This is a genomic window from Pseudomonas sp. G2-4, from assembly GCF_030064125.1.
GTDB lineage: Bacteria > Pseudomonadota > Gammaproteobacteria > Pseudomonadales > Pseudomonadaceae > Aquipseudomonas.
This window is the reverse complement of the sequence record NZ_CP125957.1, coordinates 5,918,000-5,940,970: the sequence shown is the minus strand read 5'-3', so window position 1 is coordinate 5,940,970 and position 22,971 is coordinate 5,918,000. Positions and strand designations below refer to the sequence as shown.

20 protein-coding genes are annotated in these 22,971 nt (G+C 62.6%); 12 read left to right on the top strand and 8 right to left on the bottom strand.

Annotation, left to right across the window (positions count from 1 at the left end):
* Positions 1–301: 301 nt before the first annotated feature.
* Both QNH97_RS26135 and QNH97_RS26130 read right to left on the bottom strand, forming a co-directional pair.
* Complete coding sequence (locus QNH97_RS26135; protein WP_283554521.1) at positions 302–2,248, bottom strand: methyl-accepting chemotaxis protein; 1,947 nt, start codon at positions 2,246–2,248, stop codon at positions 302–304.
* Positions 2,249–2,300: 52 nt separating this feature from the next.
* Positions 2,301–3,971 (bottom strand): diguanylate cyclase, encoded by a 1,671-nt coding sequence (locus QNH97_RS26130; protein ID WP_283554520.1) that lies wholly within the window; start codon positions 3,969–3,971, stop codon positions 2,301–2,303.
* A gap of 286 nt (positions 3,972–4,257) precedes the next feature.
* Here QNH97_RS26130 and QNH97_RS26125 point away from each other — a divergent pair, with 286 nt between their 5' ends.
* From QNH97_RS26125 to QNH97_RS26100, 6 genes are all read left to right on the top strand, one after another.
* On the top strand, positions 4,258–5,325 hold the full coding sequence (locus QNH97_RS26125) for a DUF2333 family protein (protein WP_283554519.1): 1,068 nt from the start codon (positions 4,258–4,260) through the stop codon (positions 5,323–5,325).
* Between the two features lie 3 nt (positions 5,326–5,328).
* Positions 5,329–5,886, top strand: coding sequence for an NUDIX hydrolase (locus tag QNH97_RS26120; RefSeq protein WP_283554518.1), 558 nt, complete (start codon positions 5,329–5,331; stop codon positions 5,884–5,886).
* 170 nt (positions 5,887–6,056) lie between these two features.
* Positions 6,057–6,428, top strand: a complete 372-nt coding sequence (locus tag QNH97_RS26115; RefSeq protein WP_025211628.1) for a translation initiation factor Sui1 — start codon at positions 6,057–6,059, stop codon at positions 6,426–6,428.
* Between the two features lie 211 nt (positions 6,429–6,639).
* Positions 6,640–8,553, top strand: a complete 1,914-nt coding sequence (speA, locus tag QNH97_RS26110; protein WP_283554517.1) for an arginine decarboxylase — start codon at positions 6,640–6,642, stop codon at positions 8,551–8,553.
* A gap of 385 nt (positions 8,554–8,938) precedes the next feature.
* Positions 8,939–10,258 (top strand): type VI secretion system Vgr family protein, encoded by a 1,320-nt coding sequence (locus tag QNH97_RS26105; RefSeq protein ID WP_283554516.1) that lies wholly within the window; start codon positions 8,939–8,941, stop codon positions 10,256–10,258.
* Positions 10,255–11,052 carry a DUF4123 domain-containing protein gene (locus QNH97_RS26100; protein WP_283554515.1) on the top strand — a complete coding sequence of 266 codons (798 nt, stop codon included), beginning with the start codon at positions 10,255–10,257 and terminating at the stop codon, positions 11,050–11,052. The genes QNH97_RS26105 and QNH97_RS26100 overlap by 4 nt, the downstream gene beginning before the upstream one ends.
* A 4-nt stretch (positions 11,053–11,056) precedes the next feature.
* Here the strand turns inward: QNH97_RS26100 and QNH97_RS26095 are convergent, their stop codons facing one another.
* From QNH97_RS26095 to QNH97_RS26085, 3 genes are all read right to left on the bottom strand, one after another.
* Positions 11,057–12,406 (bottom strand): MATE family efflux transporter, encoded by a 1,350-nt coding sequence (locus QNH97_RS26095; protein ID WP_283554514.1) that lies wholly within the window; start codon positions 12,404–12,406, stop codon positions 11,057–11,059.
* Between the two features lie 250 nt (positions 12,407–12,656).
* Positions 12,657–13,010: a DUF6124 family protein gene (locus tag QNH97_RS26090; protein WP_283554513.1), complete on the bottom strand. Its 354-nt coding sequence runs from the start codon at positions 13,008–13,010 to the stop codon at positions 12,657–12,659.
* 520 nt (positions 13,011–13,530) lie between these two features.
* Entirely contained in the window at positions 13,531–13,824 is a 294-nt protein-coding gene (locus QNH97_RS26085) for a hypothetical protein (RefSeq protein WP_123345032.1), read from the bottom strand.
* A 164-nt stretch (positions 13,825–13,988) separates the two neighbouring features.
* Here QNH97_RS26085 and QNH97_RS26080 point away from each other — a divergent pair, with 164 nt between their 5' ends.
* The 4 genes from QNH97_RS26080 to QNH97_RS26065 are packed head-to-tail and all read left to right on the top strand — an operon-like array spanning position 13,989 to position 16,248.
* Positions 13,989–14,294 carry a nucleotide pyrophosphohydrolase gene (locus QNH97_RS26080; protein WP_283554512.1) on the top strand — a complete coding sequence of 102 codons (306 nt, stop codon included), beginning with the start codon at positions 13,989–13,991 and terminating at the stop codon, positions 14,292–14,294.
* Entirely contained in the window at positions 14,291–15,040 is a 750-nt protein-coding gene (locus QNH97_RS26075; protein WP_283554511.1) for a methyltransferase, read from the top strand. The genes QNH97_RS26080 and QNH97_RS26075 overlap by 4 nt, the downstream gene beginning before the upstream one ends.
* Before the next feature lie 12 nt (positions 15,041–15,052).
* Positions 15,053–15,670, top strand: a complete 618-nt coding sequence (locus tag QNH97_RS26070; RefSeq protein ID WP_283554510.1) for a DUF4136 domain-containing protein — start codon at positions 15,053–15,055, stop codon at positions 15,668–15,670.
* A gap of 20 nt (positions 15,671–15,690) precedes the next feature.
* The gene (locus QNH97_RS26065) at positions 15,691–16,248 is read left to right on the top strand and encodes a DUF4136 domain-containing protein (protein ID WP_283554509.1); all 558 of its coding nucleotides are present in this window, start codon (positions 15,691–15,693) and stop codon (positions 16,246–16,248) included.
* 1,110 nt (positions 16,249–17,358) lie between these two features.
* On the opposite strand, the gene QNH97_RS26060 is transcribed toward QNH97_RS26065, so the two are convergent.
* Both QNH97_RS26060 and QNH97_RS26055 read right to left on the bottom strand, forming a co-directional pair.
* Positions 17,359–18,213, bottom strand: a complete 855-nt coding sequence (locus QNH97_RS26060; protein WP_283554508.1) for a MaoC family dehydratase — start codon at positions 18,211–18,213, stop codon at positions 17,359–17,361.
* Positions 18,214–18,215: 2 nt separating this feature from the next.
* Positions 18,216–19,568: a 3-oxoacyl-ACP reductase gene (locus tag QNH97_RS26055; protein WP_283554507.1), complete on the bottom strand. Its 1,353-nt coding sequence runs from the start codon at positions 19,566–19,568 to the stop codon at positions 18,216–18,218.
* Between the two features lie 143 nt (positions 19,569–19,711).
* Here QNH97_RS26055 and QNH97_RS26050 point away from each other — a divergent pair, with 143 nt between their 5' ends.
* Positions 19,712–20,989, top strand: a complete 1,278-nt coding sequence (locus QNH97_RS26050; protein ID WP_283554506.1) for an acetyl-CoA C-acetyltransferase — start codon at positions 19,712–19,714, stop codon at positions 20,987–20,989.
* On the opposite strand, the gene QNH97_RS26045 is transcribed toward QNH97_RS26050, so the two are convergent.
* Positions 20,976–22,004 carry a bile acid:sodium symporter family protein gene (locus tag QNH97_RS26045; protein ID WP_283554505.1) on the bottom strand — a complete coding sequence of 343 codons (1,029 nt, stop codon included), beginning with the start codon at positions 22,002–22,004 and terminating at the stop codon, positions 20,976–20,978. The two genes, QNH97_RS26050 and QNH97_RS26045, sit on opposite strands and share 14 nt — an antisense overlap.
* 79 nt (positions 22,005–22,083) lie before the next feature.
* On the opposite strand from QNH97_RS26045, the gene QNH97_RS26040 reads away from it, so the two are divergent.
* Entirely contained in the window at positions 22,084–22,875 is a 792-nt protein-coding gene (locus tag QNH97_RS26040; RefSeq protein ID WP_283554504.1) for an AraC family transcriptional regulator, read from the top strand.
* The last annotated feature ends 96 nt before the right edge of the window (positions 22,876–22,971 follow it).

Here is a 22,971-nt window from a genome sequence, read left to right as displayed (position 1 = left end):
ACGCGAAATTTGTGACCGTGCTCTTGGATTCGGTCACCCATGGCTGCGAGCCTGCACTGTGCCCTGTGTGCGAGCTTGCTCGCGATGACGGTGACACATTCAACATCATCGCAAGCAGATCCGCCGCAATCGCGAGCAAGCTCGCTCCCACAGGGAAGGTGTGGTGACCGCCGGATTGTGGGCAGACGAGATCCAGTGTGGGAGCGAGCCTGCTCGCGATGAAGGCGGCACATTCAACATAGCCGCAAGCTGACCCACCGCTATCGCGAGCAGGCTCGCTCCCACAATGGATCTGTGGTGCTTAAACCCTGAACGCTTGCACCGCCGTGTGCAGCCGTCCGCCAAGCACCAACAGGTTGTCGCCCTGTTCCCGTCCCTGTCCGATGCGTAGCAGGTTATCCCCACCCAATTGGTGAATCCGCTCACTGTGATCGCGGATTTCGCTGACGGCGCCGCTTTGTTGGGCGGTGACATCGGCGATGCGCACAGCGGTGTCGGCGATGGTCTGGATGGCTTCGACGATTTTATCCAGCGCGCCGTCGGCGGCCTGGGCCTGGCTGGCGGTGGCTTCGGCGTGTTCGACCTGGGCGCGCATGCCGTCCACCGACTGGCGTGCGGCCAGTTGCAGGCGGGCGATCAGCGTCTGGATTTCGGCGGTGGCCCCTGCGGTGCGTTGGGCCAGGGAGCGGACCTCCTCGGCCACTACCGCAAAACCCCGGCCCATCTCTCCGGCGCGGGCGGCTTCGATGGCTGCGTTGAGGGCGAGCAAGTTGGTCTGGTCGGCAATCGAGCGAATCACCGTCAGCACACCGCCGATGGTGGCCGATTCCTCGGCCAGTTGTTCGATCATTTGTGCGTTGCCCTGCACCTCGCCCACCAGCGCATGCAGGCCGGTGAGGCTCAGGCCGATGACTTTCTGGCCTTGTCCCACCGCTTGCCCGGCGCTGCGGCTGGCGTCGGCGGCCTGGCTGGCATCGCCGGCCACCTGCTGGATCGTCGCTTCCAGCTCACTGAGGGAGTCACGGATCAGCGCCGTATCACCGGCCTGATCCTCGGCGCCGCTGTGCAGCTCACCACTCAGCTCCGCCAGGGCTCGGCTGCTGCCGGCGACCTGTTCGGCGTTCAGGCGAATGGTGCCTACCAGATCCACCAGATAAGCCCGCAGGCGATTGAGCGACGCTTCGATGTCTTGCAGTTCGCGGTTGCTGGCGCCCACTCGGATGTCACGGCTGAAGTCCCCTTCGGCCCAGGTCGACAGGGCTGGCGCCAAGTGCGTCAAGGTCCGGGCCAGGCGTCGCTGCAAGGTGTCGATGAGCAGGGCGATCAGCAGGATCAAGCCAATCATCACGCCCTGGATCAAGCGGACCTCGCCCTGGATCTGTCCATGTTGGGCGCGAACGGCGGGTTCCATCGCATCGATCGCCTGTTGCACGTCAGCGGTTTTCAGGTGCGTAGCGTTGCTCAGCTCAGTGCGTTTCTGGATCAGTTCGCGGGTCCGTCCCAGCTCCGCAGGGTAGCGCCCGAGCAGGCTGTTGAGTTCGCGCTTGAGGGCGATGCCCGCGTCTTCGGCGGCGGTTTTTTCCTCGGTTTGCAAACCCATCAGCGCGGCGAAGTCATCACTGCCGGACTCGCTGCTGGTCGTTACGCCGAGCAGCGGCAGGCTGTCCAGGCGCTGGGCTTCCCCGCGGATACTGGCCAGTTCTCGCTCGACATCGGCGGCCAATTCGCTGCGGCCACTGCTGACCAGTTTGTCCCGGGTGAGGGACAACCGACCCAGGTGCTGCGAAGCGGCGAACAACGGTGGCAGATAGGCAGGGGCGCCATTGGCGTATTGGGCGAGTTGGTCGAGGCTGGCACTCAGTTCACGTTCGGCCTGCAACAGCAAGGCCTGCGGATCGCCAGCCAGTTTGCCGGCAGCCAGCAGATCAGTCTTGCTGAAGCCGTCGAGGTTCGACAGGCTCGGGCGCAGGGTCTTGGCCAGTTCCGGCGGGAATCGATCCAGCTCTTTTTGCAGGGTTTCCAAAGCCTGGGTGGCGGCGCTCAGGCGCAGGGCGTCGCCGCTGGCCAGATAGTCTTCAATGTTGCGCGCCACTTCGCCCTGGAACTGTCGCGACAGGCCCAAGTAGCGCTCCATCAGCAGATAGGGACGCTCCAGGGCGATCTGCGACCACCACAGCGTGGCGCCGAGGCCAAGGCAAACGGCAACTAAAAGAAGGGTATTGAGATTGGTCAGCAGCTTCAGGCGCATCAAGTGTCTACCGGGGGCAGAATCGTAAGTGCCTGAAGTTATTGCGTTTGGGTTACAGGTTTATGACCGAGTCGGTGGATTCCGATGAAAAGGTGGCACTTTGCTTTGATTGCCGGGCGCTCTGCACACGATTGCGTCCGGCGTGTTTGGCCCGGTACAGCGCTTCGTCCGCCTGGCTGGCCATCATCAGGCTGTCGCAGTCATCGCTCATCTCCACCACGCCGGCGCTGAAGGTGCACCACAGATCATGAGGCTGCGCCGGGTAGTGAATCTCGGCAAAGCGTTGACGGATTTCATCCAGCACCTTGTAGGCCGCGTCGATGTCGGTGTCGGGCATGACAATGGCGAACTCTTCGCCGCCGTAGCGGCCGATGAAGTCGGTCTTGCGCAGGCGCTGCTTGAGAAACAGCGCGAGGCTTTTGATCACCCGGTCGCCCATGGGGTGACCATGGCTGTCATTGACCCGCTTGAAATGGTCGATGTCGAGCATGGCGAAGCTCAGGGGCTTGCCTTCGCGGCGGGCGCGGAAGCTGCAATCTTCGAGCAGCTGCAGGATATGGGTGTGGTTGTAGAGCCCGGTGAGGCTGTCGCGCACCATCCGCGCCTTGAGGTTGCGGGCCCGGGCAGCGCGGTTGCGCACCGTGGTGATCAGGTGCCGGGGCTTGATCGGTTTGGTCAGGAAGTCATCGCCGCCTTCGCTCATGGCGTCGAGCTGTTTGTCCAGGTCATCCTCGGCGGACAGGTAAATGATCGGCACACTGACATAACGGTCATTGTGGCGGATGACCTTCGCCAGTTCCGTGCCGGTGCAGGCCGGCATGTACATGTCGAGGATGATCAGATCGGGCTGGAAGTCCGCCAGCTCGGCCATGGCCTGGATCGGCTCGATCAGCGTGCGGGTGATGATGCCAGCGCTGTTGAGCAGGCGCTCGGTGTGCAAGGCCTGGGCACGGGAGTCATCGATGATCAGCACTTTGTAGGGTTCGTACTGGGCGACGCAGGTCAGCACTTCGATCTTTTCCAGCAGGCTCGAGGCTTCGAGGGTGCCGGTGAGGAACTCCTGGCCGCCAGCGCGCACGGCCGCCAGGCGTGTCGGGGTGTCGGTTTCCAGCAGGCTGAAGAACAGCAGCGGCAACGGCTGCTCCAGGCCTTCCTGGGCTTCGGCTGCCAGCTTCAAACCGACGCCGGGGCCGCTGAAGTCCACGTCCATGACAATCGCCGCGGGCAGGCGCTCGACCATCGAGGCGCGAAACGCTGCGACACTGTCCAGGGCCAGGGCGCTGAGGCCGAAGAACTCCAACTGTTTGGCCAGCCGCTCGGCGCGGTCATGGTCCTGCAGCATCACGTAGATGGGCTTGCGCAGCGGTGGCAGGAAGGTCTGTTCGAGTTGGTCGCCATGGCGCAGGCCGGTGCGGGACAGACGCTGCATCAGGCGATTGATTTCGGTGATCAGGTGACTGCTCAGGCGCCCGCGATTGGCGTCCACCGCTTGCAGCGACTGGCTGATGCCCTCGGCAAGCTGGGAGTGCTCCGGCTGTTCGAAGCGTTCGGCAAAGCGCAGCAGGCGCAGATTGGCTTCGCTAAGCTCGGACAGATCGGTGCTTGACCATTCCGTGCGTTGCAGGCGCTGCCAAATCTCCAGGATCTGACGAGCCTGATGAATTACCCGCTGGGCAAAGTGGTGCTTGAGGCGCTCACGGCTGGGGTCTTCTGGCTCGGTCATATCCTGACTACTAGTTAGGGTGCATGCTGAGGTCGACTGGTGGCTCTATGCTAGCACCTCTTTCCCTAAGCCATATATGTCATACGTCAATATTATGTCTGGGCGCGAGATTCAGTTTGTGACCGGTCAGTTCCGTAGGCCGATGGCCACGCTTCCTTTATAGTGGCGGATCGATTGCCCTGTCGTGGCCGGCATGATTTGCGCCGCATTATCGCGTTTCAAATCAGGCACGATGGCGTAGGGTTGTGGTCGAACCGTGAACTCAAGTGATTGAAGGGACATCGCCATGCTGGACTGGAAAAACCGCGCGGGCAGCGCGCCTGAACGTGCCGCCGAACCGAAATCGGCCTCCCGCAGCTACCTGGGTGGGCTGTTTTTCAGCCGGGCACTGGCCACGCTGGTCGGCCTGTACCTGCTGGTGACCATTGCCGTCGGCTGGTACTGGAGCCAGGAACCCGCGCTGTTCCCCGTGCAGCAGAATGCCCAGGCGGCAGCCGAGAAGGACGGCCGGCAAATGGTGGTGGGCTATACCACCGTCGAGACCCTCAAGACTGTGGCCGGGACATTGTTGACCAAGCCCGGCGGTTACATTTCCAATGATCGCTTCCCGCCAGGCCTGTGGATGGACAACATGCCAAGCTGGGAATATGGCGTGCTGGTGCAGGTCCGCGACCTGAGCCGCGCCTTGCGCAAGGACTTCGCCCGCTCCCAGTCCCAGTCCGCCGAAGATGCCGACCTGGCCAAGGCCGAGCCGCGCTTCAACTTCGACAACCGCAGCTGGGTATTGCCTTCCAGTGAGTCGGAATACCAGGAAGGCATCAATTCCCTGAGCCGCTATCAGGCGCGCCTGTCCGACCCGGCCCAGAAAAGCGCGCTGTTCTACGCCCGCGCCGATAACCTGAACAACTGGCTGGGCGATGTCGGCACTCGCCTGGGTTCGCTGTCCCAGCGCCTGTCGGCCAGTGTCGGCCGGGTCAAGCTCAACACCTCGCTGAAAACCGAAGTCCCGGCGCCAGGCCAGGTGCCACAGGTGGATGAAGAGGTGGTCGAGACACCATGGATGCAAATCGATAACGTCTTCTATGAGGCACGGGGCCAAGCCTGGGCTTTGTCGCACCTGCTGCGCGCCATCGAAGTGGACTTCGCCGATGTGCTGGCGAAAAAGAACGCCACGGTCAGCGTGCGTCAGATCATTCGTGAGCTGGAGGCCTCCCAGGAGCCCGTCTGGAGCCCGATGATTCTCAATGGCAGCGGCTTCGGTGTATTGGCTAACCACTCGCTGGTAATGGCCAACTACATCTCCCGCGCTAACGCGGCGGTGATCGATTTGCGGCAATTGCTGAACCAAGGTTGATTCATGAGCGAAAGTCCCCGGGAGGTCGCTCACCGAGTGGCCTCGGATGCCGAGCTGATCGCTTGGGTCGATGAGCACGACAATCTGCTCGGCAGCCTGGTACGTTCCGATCTGCGTGAGCGTGGCCTGATCGGACGCGGCACCTACATCATGCTGTTCAACTCGGCCGGTGAACTGTGTGTGCATCGGCGTACCCTGAGCAAGGCGATCTACCCGGGGTTCTGGGACGTGGCGGCGGGCGGCATGGTGCAGGCGGATGAGACCTACGCCGAATCCGCCGCCCGTGAGTTGGCCGAAGAGTTGGGTGTGAGCGGTGTCGAACTGACGGCCCACGACCATTTTTATTTCGAAGACCCCGGCAGTCGCCTGTGGTGCTCGGCCTTCTCGGCGGTGTGGGACGGGCCGCTGGTCCTGCAACCCGAGGAGGTCCTCGAGGCGCGCTTTTTGCCCATCGAACAGGTGCTCGATGAAATCCAGCGCAAGCCTTACTGCCCGGACTCTCTGGCGGCGCTTGAGCGCTATTTGCGCAGCCATGGCGATGGCGTCGCAAAGAAGCTATAAATTGGCGCCGATAGGCCCTTAGCAAGTCGGCTTTTTGCCGTTACACTGCGCGACTTTTCAAGCTGAACCGGCGTCTGCGGTCCAGTAGCGCTGCCCCTGCCTGAGTGGGGCTTCGCGGTCGAGGTACTTTCTCCCCTCGATCAGTCTTTGTCCTCCCAAGAGGATTGCCGGTGGCCAAAAAAGCCGCATCCTTCGCCGCCCTGGGCGGCCTGGTATTTTCTACCGACGCCGGTCGTCATTGCCCTGATTGCCGTCAACCGGTGGATGCCTGCATCTGCAAACAGACTGCCATCCCCGAAGGGGACGGAATCGCTCGTGTGCGCCGTGAAAGCAAAGGCCGCGGCGGCAAGACGGTGACCACGATCACCGGCGTGCCGTTGGCCGAAGATGCGCTCAAGGAACTGGCTACCACGTTGAAAAAACGCTGTGGCACCGGTGGTGCGTTGAAAGACGGCATCATCGAGATCCAGGGCGATCACGTCGAGCTGTTGCTGGCGGAACTGACCAAACACGGCTTCAAGGCCAAAAAATCCGGCGGCTAGCAGCCTCTGTGAAAACCACCCTCGGCTTGATCCGAACCCCGCGTTCGAGGTCGCCCACATGGTTTTCACAGAGCCTGTTCTGAACGGGTTTCTAAACTCAGCGCTGCGAGCAGGGTCTACCCTGCTGACAGACAATTCGTCATTTTCACTCTTTAGACTGCGCCAGCCTCCGACCGGATGGCGCTTTTTGACTTCTTTATAGGGGACTTCGATGTCCGTACGACGCACACGCAAAGACGATGGCAGCCAATGGACAGTTGCGGACAGCCGCAGTGTTTACGGGATTCGCCATTGGGGGGCCGGGTATTTCGCGATCAATGACGCCGGTCGCGTCGAAGTTCGTCCGAACGGACCCGACAGTTCGCCCATCGACCTGTTCGAACAAGTCGACCAGTTGCGTCAGAGTGGCCTGTCGTTGCCCTTGCTGGTGCGCTTTCCCGACATCCTGCAAGACCGTGTGCGCCAGCTCACCGGTGCGTTCGACAGCAACATCGCGCGTCTGGAATACCAGAGCCAGTACACCGCGCTCTATCCGATCAAGGTTAACCAGCAGGAAGCGGTGATCGAAAACATTATCGCCACCCAGAACGTCTCCATCGGCCTGGAAGCCGGTTCCAAGCCCGAGCTGTTGGCCGTGCTGGCCCTGGCGCCGAAGGGCGGCACCATCGTCTGCAACGGCTACAAGGACCGCGAGTTCATCCGCCTGGCGCTGATGGGCCAGAAGCTGGGTCACAACGTGTTCATCGTGATCGAGAAAGAGTCCGAAGTGGGCCTGGTGATCGAAGAAGCCGCCGCTCTGAAGGTCAAGCCACAGGTCGGCCTGCGGGTGCGCCTGTCGTCCCTGGCGTCGAGCAAGTGGGCCGACACCGGTGGCGAGAAGTCCAAGTTCGGTTTGTCTGCCGCGCAGCTGCTGTCGGTGGTCGAGCGCTTCCGCGCCGCCGGCCTGGACCAAGGCATCCGCCTGCTGCACTTCCACATGGGCTCGCAGATCGCCAACCTGGCGGACTACCAGCACGGCTTCAAGGAAGCGATCCGTTACTACGGCGAACTGCGTAACCTCGGTCTGCCGGTGGATCACATTGACGTCGGCGGTGGCCTGGGCGTGGACTACGACGGCACGCATTCGCGCAATGCCAGCTCGATCAACTACGACATGGACGATTACGCCGGTGTCGTGGTCGGTATGCTCAAGGAGTTCTGCGATGCCCAGAGCCTACCGCATCCGCACATCTTCTCTGAAAGCGGCCGCTCGCTGACCGCCCACCACGCCATGTTGGTCGTGCAGGTGACCGACGTCGAGAAACACCACGACGACGTGCCGGTGATCGACAACAAGCAGGAACTGCCGGAAACCGTGCAATGGCTGGTTGACCTGCTGGGCCCGACCGATATCGAAATGGTCACCGAGACCTACTGGCGCGCCACTCACTACATGAGCGACGTGGCCACCCAGTACGCCGATGGCAAGCTGACCCTGGCGGAAAAAGCCCTGGCCGAGCAGTGCTACTTCGCCGTGTGCCGGCGCCTGCACAATTCGTTGAAGGCCCGCCAGCGTTCCCATCGCCAGGTGCTCGATGAACTCAACGACAAGCTCGCCGACAAGTACATCTGCAACTTCTCGGTGTTCCAGAGCCTGCCGGATACCTGGGCCATCGGCCAGGTGCTGCCGATCCTGCCGTTGCATCGCCTGGACGAAGAGCCGCTGCGCCGTGCCGTGCTGCAAGACCTGACCTGTGACTCCGACGGCAAGATCAAGCAGTACGTCGACGAGCAGAGCATCGAGACCAGCCTGCCGGTCCATTCCCTCAATCCCGGTGAAGACTATCTGTTGGGCATCTTCCTGGTGGGGGCCTACCAGGAAATCCTCGGCGACATGCACAACCTGTTCGGTGACACCGATTCGGTGAACATCTACCAGAACGCCGACGGCAGCGTGTACCACGCCGGTATCGAGACCCACGACACCATCGAAGACATGCTGCGCTACGTGCACCTGTCGCCGGAGGAGTTGATGACTCACTACCGCGACAAGTGCGCCAGCGCCCGCATCAGCGCCGCCGAGCGTACCCAGTTCCTGGATGCGTTGCGCCTGGGGTTGACCCGTTCGTCCTATCTGTCTTCTTGATGAGGTAATGCCCGCTCAGAGTCGGGCACATACCCTGTGGCGAGGGAGCTTGCTCCCGCTGGGCTGCGTAGCAGCCCCTCTTTGTGAGCGCTTCGCACTCAAGCGGGAGCAAGCTCCCTCGCCACGGGACCGCGTCTGCTTCACCCCTTCGGCTGATTAACACCGCCCTTCAGGGCTGTCAGAAACTACACCGCATGCCGTGGGTTTTTTCGGACAGTCCTGGAGGGTGTTTTTGTTTATGCCTCCGTTATTTCCGTACCTTGGTGCATTTAACCGGCGACGTCCTTATTTCGTGTAGTCCCTTTCCTAACTTGTACTTGGGCTCTCTACTCGGCCATGGCTCTCAGCGAGAATCCCCGGCCGCCCCTCCTGTAGAGAAACGCCGATGTCCGATCCAGCCAGCGAGCAAGCCTTTCGTCTGGAGATAGCCGGTCTGCCCGAACCCTTTGTCGTCGTGGCCTTCACGGGTAGCGAAGCCATCAGCGAGCCCTTCATCTATGAGGTGGAACTGTTGAACAGCGACGCGACACTGGACTTGGCGGGCCTGCTGTACCGCAGCGTCTGGTTGAGTTTCGGGGCCTCGGGCCGGGGTGTTCATGGGCAGCTTCATGAGCTGGTCCAGCACCGTCATGGTGTCGGCTGTCGCGTGCGCATCGGGCCGAGGCTGGCTTGCCTGGCGCAGCGCTTCAGTCAACGGGTGTTCAGTGCCCGCTCGGTGCCACAGATTATTCGCCAGGTGCTCAAGGCCCATGGCATCAGCGGGCGCAGCCTTTGCCTGGACTTGAACGGTGATTATCCGCTACGGGATTTCTGTACCCAGTACCGGGAGTCGGACCTGCAGTTTCTTCAGCGCGTGTGCGCCGAGGCGGGCATTCATTTCCATTTCGAACACGCCCGGGACGGGCATTGCCTGGTGTTCGCGGACAATGCGGGCAGTTTCCCCCCTGCTGGCGAGGCAATTTATGAGGGCGACAGGCAGGCCACTGCGGTGCGGACCTTCAGCGTGCAGACCGATGTGTTGGGGGAGCAGATTGCCCAGGGCCGCAGCCATCTGATGCACTTGCATTCTGGTCGGGTGTTATCACTGACGGCCCATCCTTTTGAAGGCTGGAATCAGCGCTGGTTGTTGACGAAGGTCGAACATCGCGGACAAGCGGGCGGGTATGACAATCATTTCAAGGCCATCCCCTGGGGCGTTCCGTTCATGGCGTCCCGGGTTCCCGCCAAGCCGCGCATGGTGAGCCGGCAGCGCGGTTGGGTGGTGGCGGTGGATGAACCGGCGGTGCAGAGAGCGGGGCGCGTGGCGGTGCAGTTCGACTGGGTTTATCAGGGGGAAGGGGCCAGCCCCAGTCATTGTTGGTTGCCATTGGCGCCGGAGCTGGCCGTTGTTGGGGCGGGTGGCTTGCGTGACGGTACCGAGGTGTTGGTGAGTTTTATCGAGGGTGACCCGGATCGGCCGTTGATCAGCGCGTTCCTCGACGGGCCTGCATCCTCGGATTTGCTGGATGAGTCCTGCGCAAGCGTGACCGCCCAGGACGAACGCTGTCCATCCGCACCCGACCCGGTCCTAGTGTCTGCGATCCTGAATGCCGAGCCGCTGGTGTTGTTGTGCCTGCTACCCGGCGGTGGGAGCTTCAGTCCCTGTGCTCAGCCGGTGTGCACCTGCCGCCTGCTCACGCGGCTCGGCTCGGACGTTGCTCCATGAGCGCTGCCGCCCGGTCTGGGCCATCGTCGCATTGGCTGCTGCTCGACGTACCGGGCGCACCCGAGGCGACGCGGCTTGTGCAAGAGCAATTCACCGAGGTCCGGCGTTTTGTCTTGTTCGAGGGTACCGAGTTGCACGGGCTTCGGGAGCACAGTCCGCTGCTGATGGACCTGCGGCAATCGCCAGCGCTGGCCAGCCTCTGTCACCTGGATGCGCGTTCCTGGCCGGGGTTGCTAGTGGTAAGCCCGGCGCCAGCCGCGCAACTGCTGGAGCATCTGCGTCGCATGCTCACGGTGACGCTGGGCCTGCATCACAAAGCCTTGTTGAGCTACTACAACCCGCACACCGCCAGCTATTTCTTCGACGGCTGCGACCCTCAGGAACTCAGTTGCTGGCTGGGCCCAATCAGCCTGTTGCGCTGGTTCGGTGGCACTTGGGCCGACCGGGCGATCGGCAGCCAGGGTTGGCAACAACTGTCCAACCCGGGACTGTCGGTGGCGGCGCTGGAGAAAGAGCACAGTCTCAGCGACCGGCAACAGCGCCAGTTGCAGCGCTGTTTGCTTGAGCAGCATGCCTGGCAATGGTCTCGTTCCACCGGGCGGGATTACCGCTTGCTCTGGGGAGATTTGCAGCAGGGGCTGGCGCTGGGGTTTACCGAGCGAGCGGTGCTCGACGACTGGTTGTGGTTACGCCTGCAGCACCCCAACGCCCAGCCAGTGCCGAGGCTGATGGGCGGTTCGCAGCGTGAGCGGCTCGATCATCTGCGCAAGCTGTGGCAAGAAAACCCGGATTGAAAGGCTATTGGACGCGGGCGGCGAGCCAGCCGTCGCGCCGCTGCAAATGCCAGGCGATAGCGCCCAGGGTCAGGCTGCGCAAGGCCATGAACAGCAGGAAAGTGATCCACAACCCGTGGTTACCCAACCCTTGGAGCGCCCAGGCGATCGGCAACGTCAACAACAGGGTCAGCAGCATGCCGTTGCGCATTTCTCGGGCGCGGGTGGCGCCGATGAACAGGCCATCGAGCAGATAGCTCCAGACCGCAATCAGCGGCAGGGTCGCCAGGTAAGGCAGGTAGCGATCAGCGGTGTCGCGCACCTCGGGAATGTTGGTTTGCATCGCGATGAACAGGTGCCCGGCGAGCAGAAACAGCAGGGCAAAGCCGACGCTTGCGATCAGTGACCAACCACCGGCCACCACCAGCGAGCGACGCAGGGCCAGGCGGTTGCGGGCGCCGATGGCGTGACCACACAGCGCTTCGACGGCATGGGCCAAGCCATCCAGGGCGTGGGCGGTCAGCAGCAGGCCATTGAGCAGCAGGGCATTGGCGGCCACGGTCGCATCCCCCAGACGCGCGCCTTGCACCGTGATCAGGAAAAACACTGCTTGCAGCACCAGGCTGCGGATGAAGATGTCGCGGTTCACCGCCAGCAGCGGACGCCAACTCTGCCACACGCCCAGGGCGGCCCAGGCAATCTGCCCCGGCCAGGCGCGCAGCGTGTGGCGAGCCAAGGCCAGACCGACCAGCGCACCCGTCCACTCGGCGATCACCGACGCCCGGGCCGAACCGGTCACGCCCCAATCCAGGCCGATCACGAACCACAGGTTGAGGGCGATGTTGACCAGGTTGGTCACCAGCAGGATCGCCAACGGCGCCCGGGCATTCTGGGCACCGAGGAACCAGCCCACCAGCGCGTAACTGGCCAGTGCCGCCGGCAGGCCGAAGAGCCGGGTGTGAAAGAAATCCTGGGTCAACTGGTTGAGCTCGGCGGACGGCTGCATGAAGTGCAAAGCCACGCCACTCAACGGCACACCGACGGCACCCAGCACCACCGCCAAGCCCATCGCCAGCAGCAGGCCTTGCACCAACACCTGCCGCAGCGCCGCTCCATCCCCACGCCCTGCGGCCTGGGCAGCGAACCCGGTGGAGCCCATGCGCAAAAAACCCATGGCCCACGCCAACACCGTATACAAACTCGCCCCGACCGCCACCGCGCCCAACTGATGGGCATGGGGCAAATGGCCGATGACGGTGCTGTCCACCAACGCCACCAGCGGCACGGAAATGTTCGACAGAATCATCGGCGCAGCCAACGCCCAGACCCTGCGATGGGTGAGACGGTCGCGCCAGTCGGTGATCAGGTGGGACATGCGGGCTCCTTGATGGAGCGCGATTGTAGCGGGTTCCTGAATTGATCGTGCCCGGCGCGGAAGGGAACACACAATTCTCCAAAGTGACTTCGGAGTCATTGTGGCGAGGGAGCTTGCTCCCGCTCGGCTGCGAAGCAGTCGTAAAGCCGGCTGGCGCGGTGTGCCTGAAAGACCGCGTCAGCTCATTTGGGGCGGCTTCGCCACCCAGCGGGAGCAAGCTCCCTCGCCACAGGGTTTTGTGTTGTGGCGGCTAGCGCGGGTCGACGTTATCCAGCGCTCGGTTCGCCAGTAGGCCGCTCAGTTCGATCAATTGCTGGATACCCAGGGCCACGTGCCGCCTGGCACCGTCCAGCTCGAACGCCAGGTCGCTGACCATGGCATTGGCCGAAGCCAGGGTTTCGCTGAGGTTGGCGAGTAGGCATTCGGTGTCGACACCGTTGACGACGGCGAAGATCTGGCTGGGATCCGCCTCGGATTTGGACGGTTTGGGCTTGAGGTAGTAATCGAGAGCGCGTTCGGTGGCTTTGTCGAAGGCTTTTGAATCGAGGGGTTTGCCGGGGGATGGCTGATCGTTGGACGGTGGGTTGGGGGTTACTTTGAACATGGTGAATCTCCGTGATTGGTTGAGCCACCACGACCTATCGCTAAACAAGTAAAGGTGGCGGCTGTACGCGGGTTAGCGATCCGGGTCACAGAAACCCCGGGTAGACCAGAAGGTCTCCCGCGCACAGCCACCATTACGCAAATTGCAGACGTATAAGATCGGCAATCGAGACTGGGGATTGTTGCGTCTGTGTTGAGTCGGATCGCTAAACCCGATCGCTGATTTGTCAGCGACCGAGAAACGATAAAGCCCGACCCCAAGGCGCACAAGCCGGCGGATTCTGGCGTAGTTGTAGGCAACGGCGCAAGGCGACGTAGCTTGGTCCTACGCCGAAGCGAATGGGATAAACGCGGTGCTGTTGTGGCGAGGGAGCTTGCTCCCGCTCGGCTGCGAAGCAGTCGTAAAACCGGCTGGCGCGGTGTGCCTGAAAGACCGCGTCAGCTCATTTGGGGCGGCTTCGCCACCCAGCGGGAGCAAGCTCCCTCGCCACGGGTGTGTGTTCGGCGCGGTTTCTTCGGGGCTAGTGAATAATCCAACTCAACACCCACAACCCCAGCACCAACCAGATAATGCCCATGACGATCGACGCCCGCATGAAGGCGCGGATTGCCGAGTACAGCAACATCAGCCCGAGGATCAGCGCGAGAATGCTGATGATCGAGGCGTCCATGCCCAGGGTGCGCGACAGGCCATCGACGAAGTTGCCGCCGGCATTGGCCAGGGTGTTGAACAGGCCGCTGAGCAGGTCGACGATGAAACGGATTACCGAACCAAGCGCCTGGCCGAGCCATTCGAAAAAGCTTTCTACCTGCATATGTGCATCCTGATGGGAGGGAATCTACGTTGAGCCGGTGGCTCCTGATTGTAGGAGCTGTGGCGACTGAGATCGTTCGATTATGGAGCAAACCGCCGCTTCGTACCGAGACTCTTGCCTTCCCCCGTCATCCCCCGGAAGCTATGGGCATTCAGGAGAGCCCGATGAACCTTGTTGAACTGACCGAACGCCTGCATGCCATTCGTGACCGTAACGACTGGCGGCAATTTCACAGCCCAAAAAACCTCGCCATGGCCGCCAGCGTGGAGATGGCTGAACTGGTGGAGATTTTCCAGTGGCTGACCGAGGACCAGTCGCGCCAGCTGCCAGCGGACAAACTCGCTCACGCCGGGCAGGAGGTCGGTGACATCGTGTTGTACCTGCTGCTGATGTGCAGCGAGCTGGGGCTGGACATGGACGCCGTGGTGCGCAGCAAACTGGCGGACAGCGAGCGGCGGTTCGGCCAATGAGTGACCGTCATTTCGATCAGCTCGCCACCCGGTTTGCCGAGAAAATCTACGGTGGGGCCAAGGGCGCGATCCGCCTGGCGGTGCTTCAGGCCGATCTGCTGGAAACCTTGCCGCAGCGGCCATTACGGGTGCTGGACATCGGCGCCGGCCTGGGTCACATGTCGTTGTGGCTGGCCGAACGCGGTCACCAGGTGACCTTGGCCGAGCCAGCCGAGCCCATGCTCGAAGGCGCACGCCAACGTTTTGCCGATGCGGGCCAGCGCGCCACGTTCATCCAGGCGCCGTGGCAGGACCTGCTCGGCCAGCTCACGGAGCCTTACGACCTGGTGCTGTGTCATGCGGTGCTGGAGTGGCTGGCCGAGCCCCACGCGATCCTGCCGGTGCTGCATCAACTCACGGTCCCCGGTGGCTGGTTGTCCCTGGCGTTCTACAACCGCGACGCGCTGGTTTACCGCAACCTGCTCAAGGGGCATTTCCGTAAGTTGCGCAAAAATGACATGGCCGGTGAAAAACAGAGCCTGACGCCGCAACAGCCCCTTGATCCGCGGGAATTGGCGGCGCAACTTGACGGCTTGTGGCAGGTCGAAAGCCAGAGTGGCGTGCGGGTTTTCCATGACTACATGCCGGTGGAGTTCCAGGCTCGCGTGGAGCTTGCACAGTTGCTGGAAATGGAACTGGCCCACCGTCGTCATCCGGCGTTTGCCGGGTTGGGACGTTATCTGCACTGGATCTGCCGTCCAGTGTGAGCGGAGAGCGAAATGAAAGGTCGTTCAGGGGTGTTGATGCTGTGCCTGGGACTGGCGGCTTGCCAGGGCAGCAACCCGTATGTCGCCACTTCCAATCCGCTGCCGCCGGCACCGCCCGAAGCTGCCACGGTGTTCGATCGCAGCGCTTACCCCGCACCGTCCCGTGACTACGGGCGCTATCGCAGTTGGGCCTGGCTCAATGGGCAACTGCCACCGGGCACTGCCTGGGCGGACTCGGCCCAGGTGGCCGAGGCGGTGAGCAATGCCCTGGACCAGCGAGGCCTGCGCCCGCTGCATGACAACCGGCCGGCCGACCTGTTCGTCAGCGCCGATTTACGCCTGGAGACCCGCGTGCGTCAGGTTCGCGATGACTACGATACGGGTTACTACGGCGGTTATAACCGTTATGACCGTTACGGGCCTGGCTATGGGGCGTATCACACGGTGCCGATGGTGCGCACGTATCAGGAGCAGGTCGTGGTGGTGCGGGTAAATCTATTCGATGCGCGCAATGGTCAGCCGGTGTGGAGCGCCAGTGCCGAGACCGGCCAGCGTGGCAGCCAGAGCGAGCGCACCGACGCCATTCGCGAAGCGGTGGAAAAAGCCATGTCGGCTTATCCGCCAAGTTGATTACGCAACGGAGAAAAACCATGTTTCGCCGTCTTGCTCTACTGGCCTTTGCCCTGCTGCTCAGCGCCTGCGCCTCCAATCAGGTCAACCACGACTTCGACCCCAACCGTGATTTCGCGGCGTATCGCAGCTGGAGCTGGAAAGAACCTGCGCTGCAATATCGCCCCGATGACCCCCGAATCAAGAGCGACCTGACGGAACAGCGGATTCGCCAGGCCGTTGCCGATCAACTCGACCAACGCGGCTTGCGCCAGGCGTCGGCTGGCGGGCGCGGCGACGTGCAGGTCCAGGCCTATTTGATCGTCGAGGATCGTCAACAACAGGTCACGACTAATTACGGTGGCGGTTGGGGCGGCCCTTGGAACGGTTATTGGGGCGGTCCGATGTACAACGAAACCCGTAACATCAGCTACAAAGTCGCCACGGTGCAGATCGACCTGCTCGATGGCAAGGACGGGAAGCTGGTGTGGCGTGGCAGTGATGAGCGAATGCTCAGCAATTCGCCGAATCCAACTGACCGCAGCCTTGCGCTGCGTGAGACGGTGGGGCGGATCTTGTCCAACTACCCGCCGCGCTAGCCAAGCCCGCGGCGGATTGACGGTGGACACAGAATCTGTGAACACCCGAGAACCAATGTGGGAGCGAGCCTGCTCGCGATGACGGCAATACATCCGACATCAATGCAAGCTGACCCACCGCTTTCGCGAGCAGGCTCGCTCCCACAGGGGATTGGCGGTGGACACTGAATCTGTGAACGCCCGAGAACAAATGTGGGAGCGAGCCTGCTCGCGATGACGGCAATACATCCGACATCAATGCAAGCTGACCCACCGCTTTCGCGAGCAAGCTCGCTCCCACAGAGGATTGGCGGTGGACACAGAATCTGTGAACGCCCGAGAACCAATGTGGGAGCTTGCTCGCGATGACGGCGGTACATCCGACATCAATGCAAGCTGACCCACTGCTTTCGCGAGCAGGCTCGCTCCCACAGGGGATTGGCGGTGGACACAGAATCTGTGAACGCCCGAGAACCAATGTGGGAGCGAGCTTGCCCGCGATGACGGCGGTACATCCGACATCAATGCAAGCTGACCCACCGCTTTCGCGAGCAGGCTCGCTCCCACAGGGGGATTGGCGGTGGACACTGAATCTGTGAACACCCGAGAACCAATGTGGGAGCGAGCTTGCTCGCGATGACGGCAATACATCCGACATCAATGCAAGCTGACCCACCGCTTTCGCGAGCAGGCTCGCTCCCACAGGGGGATTGGCGGTGGACACTGAATCTGTGAACACCCGAGAACAAATGTGGGAGCGAGCTTGCTCGCGATGACGGCAATACATCCGACATCAATGCAAGCTGACCCACCGCTTTCGCGAGCAAGCTCGCTCCCACAGGGGATTGGCGGTGGACACTGAATCTGTGAACACCCGAGAACAAAATGTGGGAGCGAGCCTGCTCGCGATGACGGCGGTACATCCGACATCAATGCAAGCTGACCCACCGCTTTCGCGAGCAAGCTCGCTCCCACAGAGGATTGGCGGTGGACACAGAATCTGTGAACGCCCGAGAACAAATGTGGGAGCGAGCCTGCTCGCGATGACGGCAATACATCCGACATCAATGCAAGCTGACCCACCGCTTTCGCGAGCAGGCTCGCTCCCTCTGGGATAAACCCTGTCATCGCTCAGGCCACCGGCCCCCAGCTCCCCACCATATGCTCCAGTTCCCCAGCCCCCATCAATCGCAAATCCCCACTGGACCCCGCCGCGCTGGCCAGCAGGGTCACCTCACTGGGCAAGCGCACTGGCTTCTTGAAGGTCACCTCGATCTCGAGGTTGGCATCGGGCAGGTGCTCGTCCAATGCCGCCAGGGTTCTGGCCTTGTTCCACAGGCCGTGGGCGATGGCGGTGGGGAAGCCGAACAAACGGGCGCTGATGCCGCTCAGGTGAATCGGGTTGTAGTCGCCGGACACCTTGGCGTACTGCCGGCCAATGTCGGCGGGTGCCGGCCAGTGCGCCACCTCCATCAATGGCGGACTGGTTTCCGGCCGGTCTTCCACCAGCGCGCCATCAATCTGGACGCCTCTGCACAGCATCTGGCTCTCGGCCTCCCACAATGGCCCCAACTGATCATCGAGGCGGGTCACGAGATTGAACACCGCACCCTTGGGGTGGGCTTGCAGGTTCTCGACATTGACGCTGGCCCGCACCTGGCTGACCCCGCCCATGGGCCGCAGCACGCGGATACGGTTGCTCAAGTGGATCAGCCCCAGCAGCGGGAACGGAAAATCCCGGGCGGTGAGCAATTGCATTTGCAGGGCGAACGCCAGTACGTGGGGGTAGGTCGGCGGCAGCAGCCCGTTTTCAGCGAAACCGCAAACCTTGCGATAGGCCGCCAGGCGTTGCTGATCGACCTGTATCACCTGGCGCAACCCGTCCTCTGGCAAGGTCTTGCCGGTGACCTTGCGGCGTGTCGCCGCTTTCGCGTAGAGCCCGGACATACTCGGCGCGGCGCTTACCTCGTGCCATTGGATCGTCATGGTCATGCTCCCAAAAGGCTTTGCCCACACACCCGCAGCGCCTGTCCGGTCACCGCACCGGTGCCCGGCTGCGCAAGCCATGCCACGGCTTCGGCGACGTCCTGGGGCAGGCCGCCCTGGCCCAGGGAACTCATGCGCCGCCCGGCTTCGCGCAGGGCGAAGGGGATGTCGGCTGTCATGCGAGTCTCAATGAAACCCGGCGCCACCGCGTTAATGCTGATACCCCGTGGCTGCAGCGTCGGCGCCCAGGCCTGGGCCAGGCCGATCAACCCGGCCTTGCTCGCGGCGTAGTTGGTCTGCCCGCGGTTGCCGGCAATGCCACTGATGGACGCCAGCAGAATCACCCGGCCATTGTCCCGCAGGGTGCCGCTGTCCAGCAGGGCTTTGGTCAGCACTTGTGGCGCGTTGAGGTTGACCGCCAGCACGGCGTCCCAGAATTCCGGGGTCATGTTGGCAAGGGTCTTGTCCCGGGTGATGCCGGCGTTGTGCACCACGATGTCGATGCCATCGGGCAGGTGCTCGATCAACTGTGCGGCGGCGTCTTCGGCGCAGATGTCCAGGGTGACGCTGCGTCCACTCAAGCGTGCCGCCAAGGCGTCGAGATCGGCCTTGGCCTGGGGGACGTCCAGCAGGATCACGTCGGCACCGTCACGGGCCAGGGTTTCGGCGATGGAGGCGCCGATGCCGCGGGCGGCGCCGGTGACCAGCGCCTTGAGCCCCGTAAGCGGGCGGGTCCAATCCTGAACCTGGGTGTCGCAGGTATTGAGGCGAATCACCTGCCCGGAAACGAAGGCGCTCTTGGGCGAGAGGAAAAACCGTAATGCGCCTTCCAGCTGCGTTTCGGCGCCGTCGCCGACATACAGCAGTTGCAGCGTCCCGCCATGGCGCAACTCTTTGGCCAGGGAACGGCTGAAACCCTCCAGCGCCCGCTGGGCACTGGCGGCAAAAGGCTCGTCGAGGCTTTCCGGCGCGCGGCCAAGGATGACGACATGGGCGTTGTGGTCGAGGTTCTTCATCAGTGGCTGGAAAAATTCCCGCAACTGCTTGAGCAGATCGGCCTGCACCAAATGGCTGGCGTCGTACACCACGGCTTTGATTTTCGGACCGTGGCCGGGAATCCACTCAGTGGCCAGGGTCGGTTCGCCGCCGTAGACGAAAATGGCGTCGGTCAGACGCTTGGCGAACGTGCCAATCTGTTCGGTCAGCGGCCCACCGCCCAGCAGCAACGCCCCCTCGATTGGCCGCAGCCGCCCGGCCTGCCAGCGTTCCAGGCGTACCGGCGATGGAAGGCCCAGGGCCCCGACCAGACGCAGGCCAATGGCCGAATTGGCGAAGTCGATATAACGGTCAGACATGGAACACACTCCGGCTGATGGGGTTCCAAGTGTGGACCATGATTGGCAATCAGTCGTTCGATCGGCGAGATAAAGCCTAAGCTTGAGCGGGAGCGGAGTTCCCGCAGGACCTTTGGCGCATCCGGATACACAGGGAGTTCTTCATGACACAGCTACGCCGCGTCGCGATTATCGGCGGTAACCGCATCCCCTTCGCCCGTTCCAACGGGCCCTATGCCACCGCCAGCAACCAGGCGATGCTGACGGCTGCCCTTGAAGGGCTGATCGAGCGCTACAACCTGCATGGCCTGCACATCGGCGAGATGGCTGCCGGTGCGGTGCTCAAGCACTCCCGGGAGATGAACCTGACACGCGAATGCGTGCTTGGCTCGCGGCTGTCGCCAACCACGCCGGCCTACGACGTGCAACAGGCCTGCGGCACGGGGCTGGAGACCGTGTTGCTGGTCGCCAACAAGATCGCCCTGGGCCAGATCGACAGCGGCATTGCCGGCGGAGTTGATACCACCTCGGACGCGCCGATTGCGGTCAATGAAGGGCTGCGCAGGATTCTGCTGCAAGCCAACCGCGCCAAGACCACCGCCGATAAGATCAAGACGTTCCTGCAACTGCGTCCCCAGCACTTGATGCCCGAGCTGCCACGCATCAATGAGCCGCGCACCGGCCTGAACATGGGCCAGCATTGTGAGTTGATGGCGCAGACCTGGCAGATCCCCCGGGAAGAGCAGGATCAGTTGGCCCTGGAAAGTCATCAGAAAATGGCGGCGTCCTACGCCGAAGGTTGGCAGAACGATTTGATGACGCCGTTTCTCGGCCTGACCCGGGACAACAACCTGCGCCCGGACCTGACCCTGGAAAAACTCGCGTCCCTCAAACCGGCCTTCGAAAAAAGCGCCAAGGGCACCATGACGGCCGGCAACTCCACACCACTGACCGATGGCGCTTCGTTGGTGTTGCTGGGCAGCGAAGAGTGGGCCAAGGCCCGTGGCCTGCCGATCCTGGCGTACCTGCGCGACGGTGAAACGGCGGCGGTGGACTTCGTCAATGGCGCCGAGGGGTTGCTGATGGCGCCGGTCTACGCCGTGCCGCGACTGCTGGCGCGCAACGGCCTGACCTTGCAGGACTTCGATTACTACGAGATCCATGAAGCGTTCGCCGCCCAGGTGCTGTGCACGCTGAAAGCCTGGGAAGACCCTGACTACTGCAGGACCCGCCTGGGGCTGGACGCGCCGCTGGGCACCATCGACCGCAGCCGGTTGAACGTGAAGGGCAGTTCCCTGGCCGCCGGCCACCCGTTTGCGGCCACGGGCGGGCGCATTGTCGCCAACCTGGCCAAGTTGCTGGATGCTGCGGGACGAGGCCGGGGGCTGATCTCGATCTGTGCGGCCGCCGGCCAAGGCGTGACGGTGATTATCGAGCGTTGAGGACCGCCTCTTTCTGTTGAGTGGCCAGCGCTCGATGGTGGCTGGAGTAACGCTCGGCCAGGATCGAGCAGACGATCAACTGCAGAGGGTGATAAATCATGATGGGTAGCAGAATCAGGCCCAGGCCGGGGTGATTGCCAAAAATCAACGCGGCCATCGGCACCCCGGCGGCGAGGGATTTCTTGCTGGCGCAGAACACCGCAGCGACCTCGTCGGCGCTGCTGAATTGCAGGGCCCGAGCCGTGCGGGTGGTTGCCCACAGGATGACCGCCAGCAGCACGGCACTGCCAATCGCCGCGCTGAGCAGCACGCCGTGGCCTTGCTGCTGCCAGATCCCGGACACCATCGAGTTGCAGAACGCCGCGTAGACCAGCAGCAGGATCACCAGTTTGTCGATGATGCTGGTGTAGCGCTTGTACCGGCCGAAAAAGCCCGCCAGCCAGCGCCGCAGAAACTGCCCCAATACCAGCGGCAGCAGCAACATCAGGCACAGGTCGAGCAAGGTTGACCCCAGGTCGATGCCCCCGGCGCCGCTGCCGACTACGAAACTGACCAGCAAGGGGGTCAGGACAACCCCCAGCACACTGGACAGGCTCGCGTTCAGAATCGCCGCCGGCACGTTGCCGCCGGCGCTGCCGGTGAGGGCCACCGAGGAGGAAATAGTCGAGGGCAGGGCGCACAGGTAAAAGAACCCCAGCATCAGCAACGACGGTACATGGCTGCCCAGTAGCCAGTTGCTGAGCAACCAGAGCAACGGAAACACGCCGAAGGTGAAGCCCTGCACCATTATGTGCAGCCGAGTGTTTTTCAGACCGTGGCGAATCTGCTCACCGGACAGGTTGACCCCGTGCAGGAAGAACACCACGAAGATGCCGATATTGACGACCCACTCGGCGTGCATGGCGCCGCCGCTGGCGCCAAAGGTCGGAAAGAAATACGCCAGCAATGTGGCGAGCAACATGCCGCAGAGGAACCAGTCGGTCACTATGCGTTTGAGGTGGCGGAAGATGTGCATAGGGCACCGCAAGTTGTAAGAAAAGTCGACTTAGCCTAACGTCGGTCCATACAACCGTCTTGCGACATAAGGCCAATCAATGCCGACTAACGGACATCAGCAGCTGGAAAGACGCATTCCCGACCTCACGCAATTGCCCAGGCCGTTGTATGCCCGTGTCGAAAGCCTGAGCGCCGGATCCTGGACGCAAGCCCATCGCCATGACTGGGTGCAATTTTCCTACGCCATCAGCGGCGTTCTCGGCGTGCACACCGCCGAGGGCAGCTTCTTCGCCCCGCCCCAACGGGGCATCTGGATCCCGGCCGACCTGGAGCACCAGGTGGTGACCTCCACTCGGGCGGAAATGCGCAGCCTTTATGTCCATCGCCAGGCTTGCCCCTGGGCGGATGAGCGCTGCCGGGTGTTGGAAGTCACGCCGCTGGCGCGGGAGTTGATCAAGGTGTTCTGTCAGCTGCCGGCCGAATACCCGCAGGACGAGACCTGGGAGGAGCGTTTGGTGCGGGTGCTGCTGGACCAGTTGGCGACCCTGCCGGAAGTGGGCTTCTCCCTGCCGCTGCCGCGACACGCGCGTCTGCTGACGCTGTGCAACGAACTGATCGTACAGCCCGATCAGAACGTCAGCCTGCAAGTTTGGGCTGAACGCCTGGGCACCTCGGAAAAAACTCTGATGCGCCTGTTCCAGCGCGAGACCGGCCTGAGTTTTCGCGCCTGGCGCCAGCGCGTGCGCTTGCTGTCGTCCCTGGGGTCGCTGGAGAAGGGCGACAGTGTGACCAGCGCGGCGCTGTCCTGTGGGTATGATTCAACGTCTGCTTTCATCGCGGCGTTCAAGGGGCTGTTTGGGCATACGCCAGGGGAGCTGTTTAAATCCTGAGCCTGGTCTGTGGACAGTGCTGTCAGCTCTTGTCGCAAATACCTTCGCATTCAGTTGCCAACGCCATACCCGCTCTCGGCTATGATTCGGCGCGGT

Bases quoted from the DNA above. Each gene is read 5' to 3' on its own strand.
- QNH97_RS26135 (WP_283554521.1), bottom strand. From the start codon at position 2,248: ATGCGCCTGAAGCTGCTGACCAATCTCAATACCCTTCTTTTAGTTGCC.
- QNH97_RS26130 (WP_283554520.1), bottom strand. From the start codon at position 3,971: ATGACCGAGCCAGAAGACCCCAGCCGTGAGCGCCTCAAGCACCACTTT.
- QNH97_RS26125 (WP_283554519.1), top strand. From the start codon at position 4,258: ATGCTGGACTGGAAAAACCGCGCGGGCAGCGCGCCTGAACGTGCCGCC.
- QNH97_RS26120 (WP_283554518.1), top strand. From the start codon at position 5,329: ATGAGCGAAAGTCCCCGGGAGGTCGCTCACCGAGTGGCCTCGGATGCC.
- speA (WP_283554517.1), top strand. From the start codon at position 6,640: ATGTCCGTACGACGCACACGCAAAGACGATGGCAGCCAATGGACAGTT.
- QNH97_RS26105 (WP_283554516.1), top strand. From the start codon at position 8,939: ATGTCCGATCCAGCCAGCGAGCAAGCCTTTCGTCTGGAGATAGCCGGT.
- QNH97_RS26100 (WP_283554515.1), top strand. From the start codon at position 10,255: ATGAGCGCTGCCGCCCGGTCTGGGCCATCGTCGCATTGGCTGCTGCTC.
- QNH97_RS26095 (WP_283554514.1), bottom strand. From the start codon at position 12,406: ATGTCCCACCTGATCACCGACTGGCGCGACCGTCTCACCCATCGCAGG.
- QNH97_RS26090 (WP_283554513.1), bottom strand. From the start codon at position 13,010: ATGTTCAAAGTAACCCCCAACCCACCGTCCAACGATCAGCCATCCCCC.
- QNH97_RS26085 (WP_123345032.1), bottom strand. From the start codon at position 13,824: ATGCAGGTAGAAAGCTTTTTCGAATGGCTCGGCCAGGCGCTTGGTTCG.
- QNH97_RS26080 (WP_283554512.1), top strand. From the start codon at position 13,989: ATGAACCTTGTTGAACTGACCGAACGCCTGCATGCCATTCGTGACCGT.
- QNH97_RS26075 (WP_283554511.1), top strand. From the start codon at position 14,291: ATGAGTGACCGTCATTTCGATCAGCTCGCCACCCGGTTTGCCGAGAAA.
- QNH97_RS26070 (WP_283554510.1), top strand. From the start codon at position 15,053: ATGAAAGGTCGTTCAGGGGTGTTGATGCTGTGCCTGGGACTGGCGGCT.
- QNH97_RS26065 (WP_283554509.1), top strand. From the start codon at position 15,691: ATGTTTCGCCGTCTTGCTCTACTGGCCTTTGCCCTGCTGCTCAGCGCC.
- QNH97_RS26060 (WP_283554508.1), bottom strand. From the start codon at position 18,213: ATGACGATCCAATGGCACGAGGTAAGCGCCGCGCCGAGTATGTCCGGG.
- QNH97_RS26055 (WP_283554507.1), bottom strand. From the start codon at position 19,568: ATGTCTGACCGTTATATCGACTTCGCCAATTCGGCCATTGGCCTGCGT.
- QNH97_RS26050 (WP_283554506.1), top strand. From the start codon at position 19,712: ATGACACAGCTACGCCGCGTCGCGATTATCGGCGGTAACCGCATCCCC.
- QNH97_RS26045 (WP_283554505.1), bottom strand. From the start codon at position 22,004: ATGCACATCTTCCGCCACCTCAAACGCATAGTGACCGACTGGTTCCTC.
- QNH97_RS26040 (WP_283554504.1), top strand. From the start codon at position 22,084: ATGCCGACTAACGGACATCAGCAGCTGGAAAGACGCATTCCCGACCTC.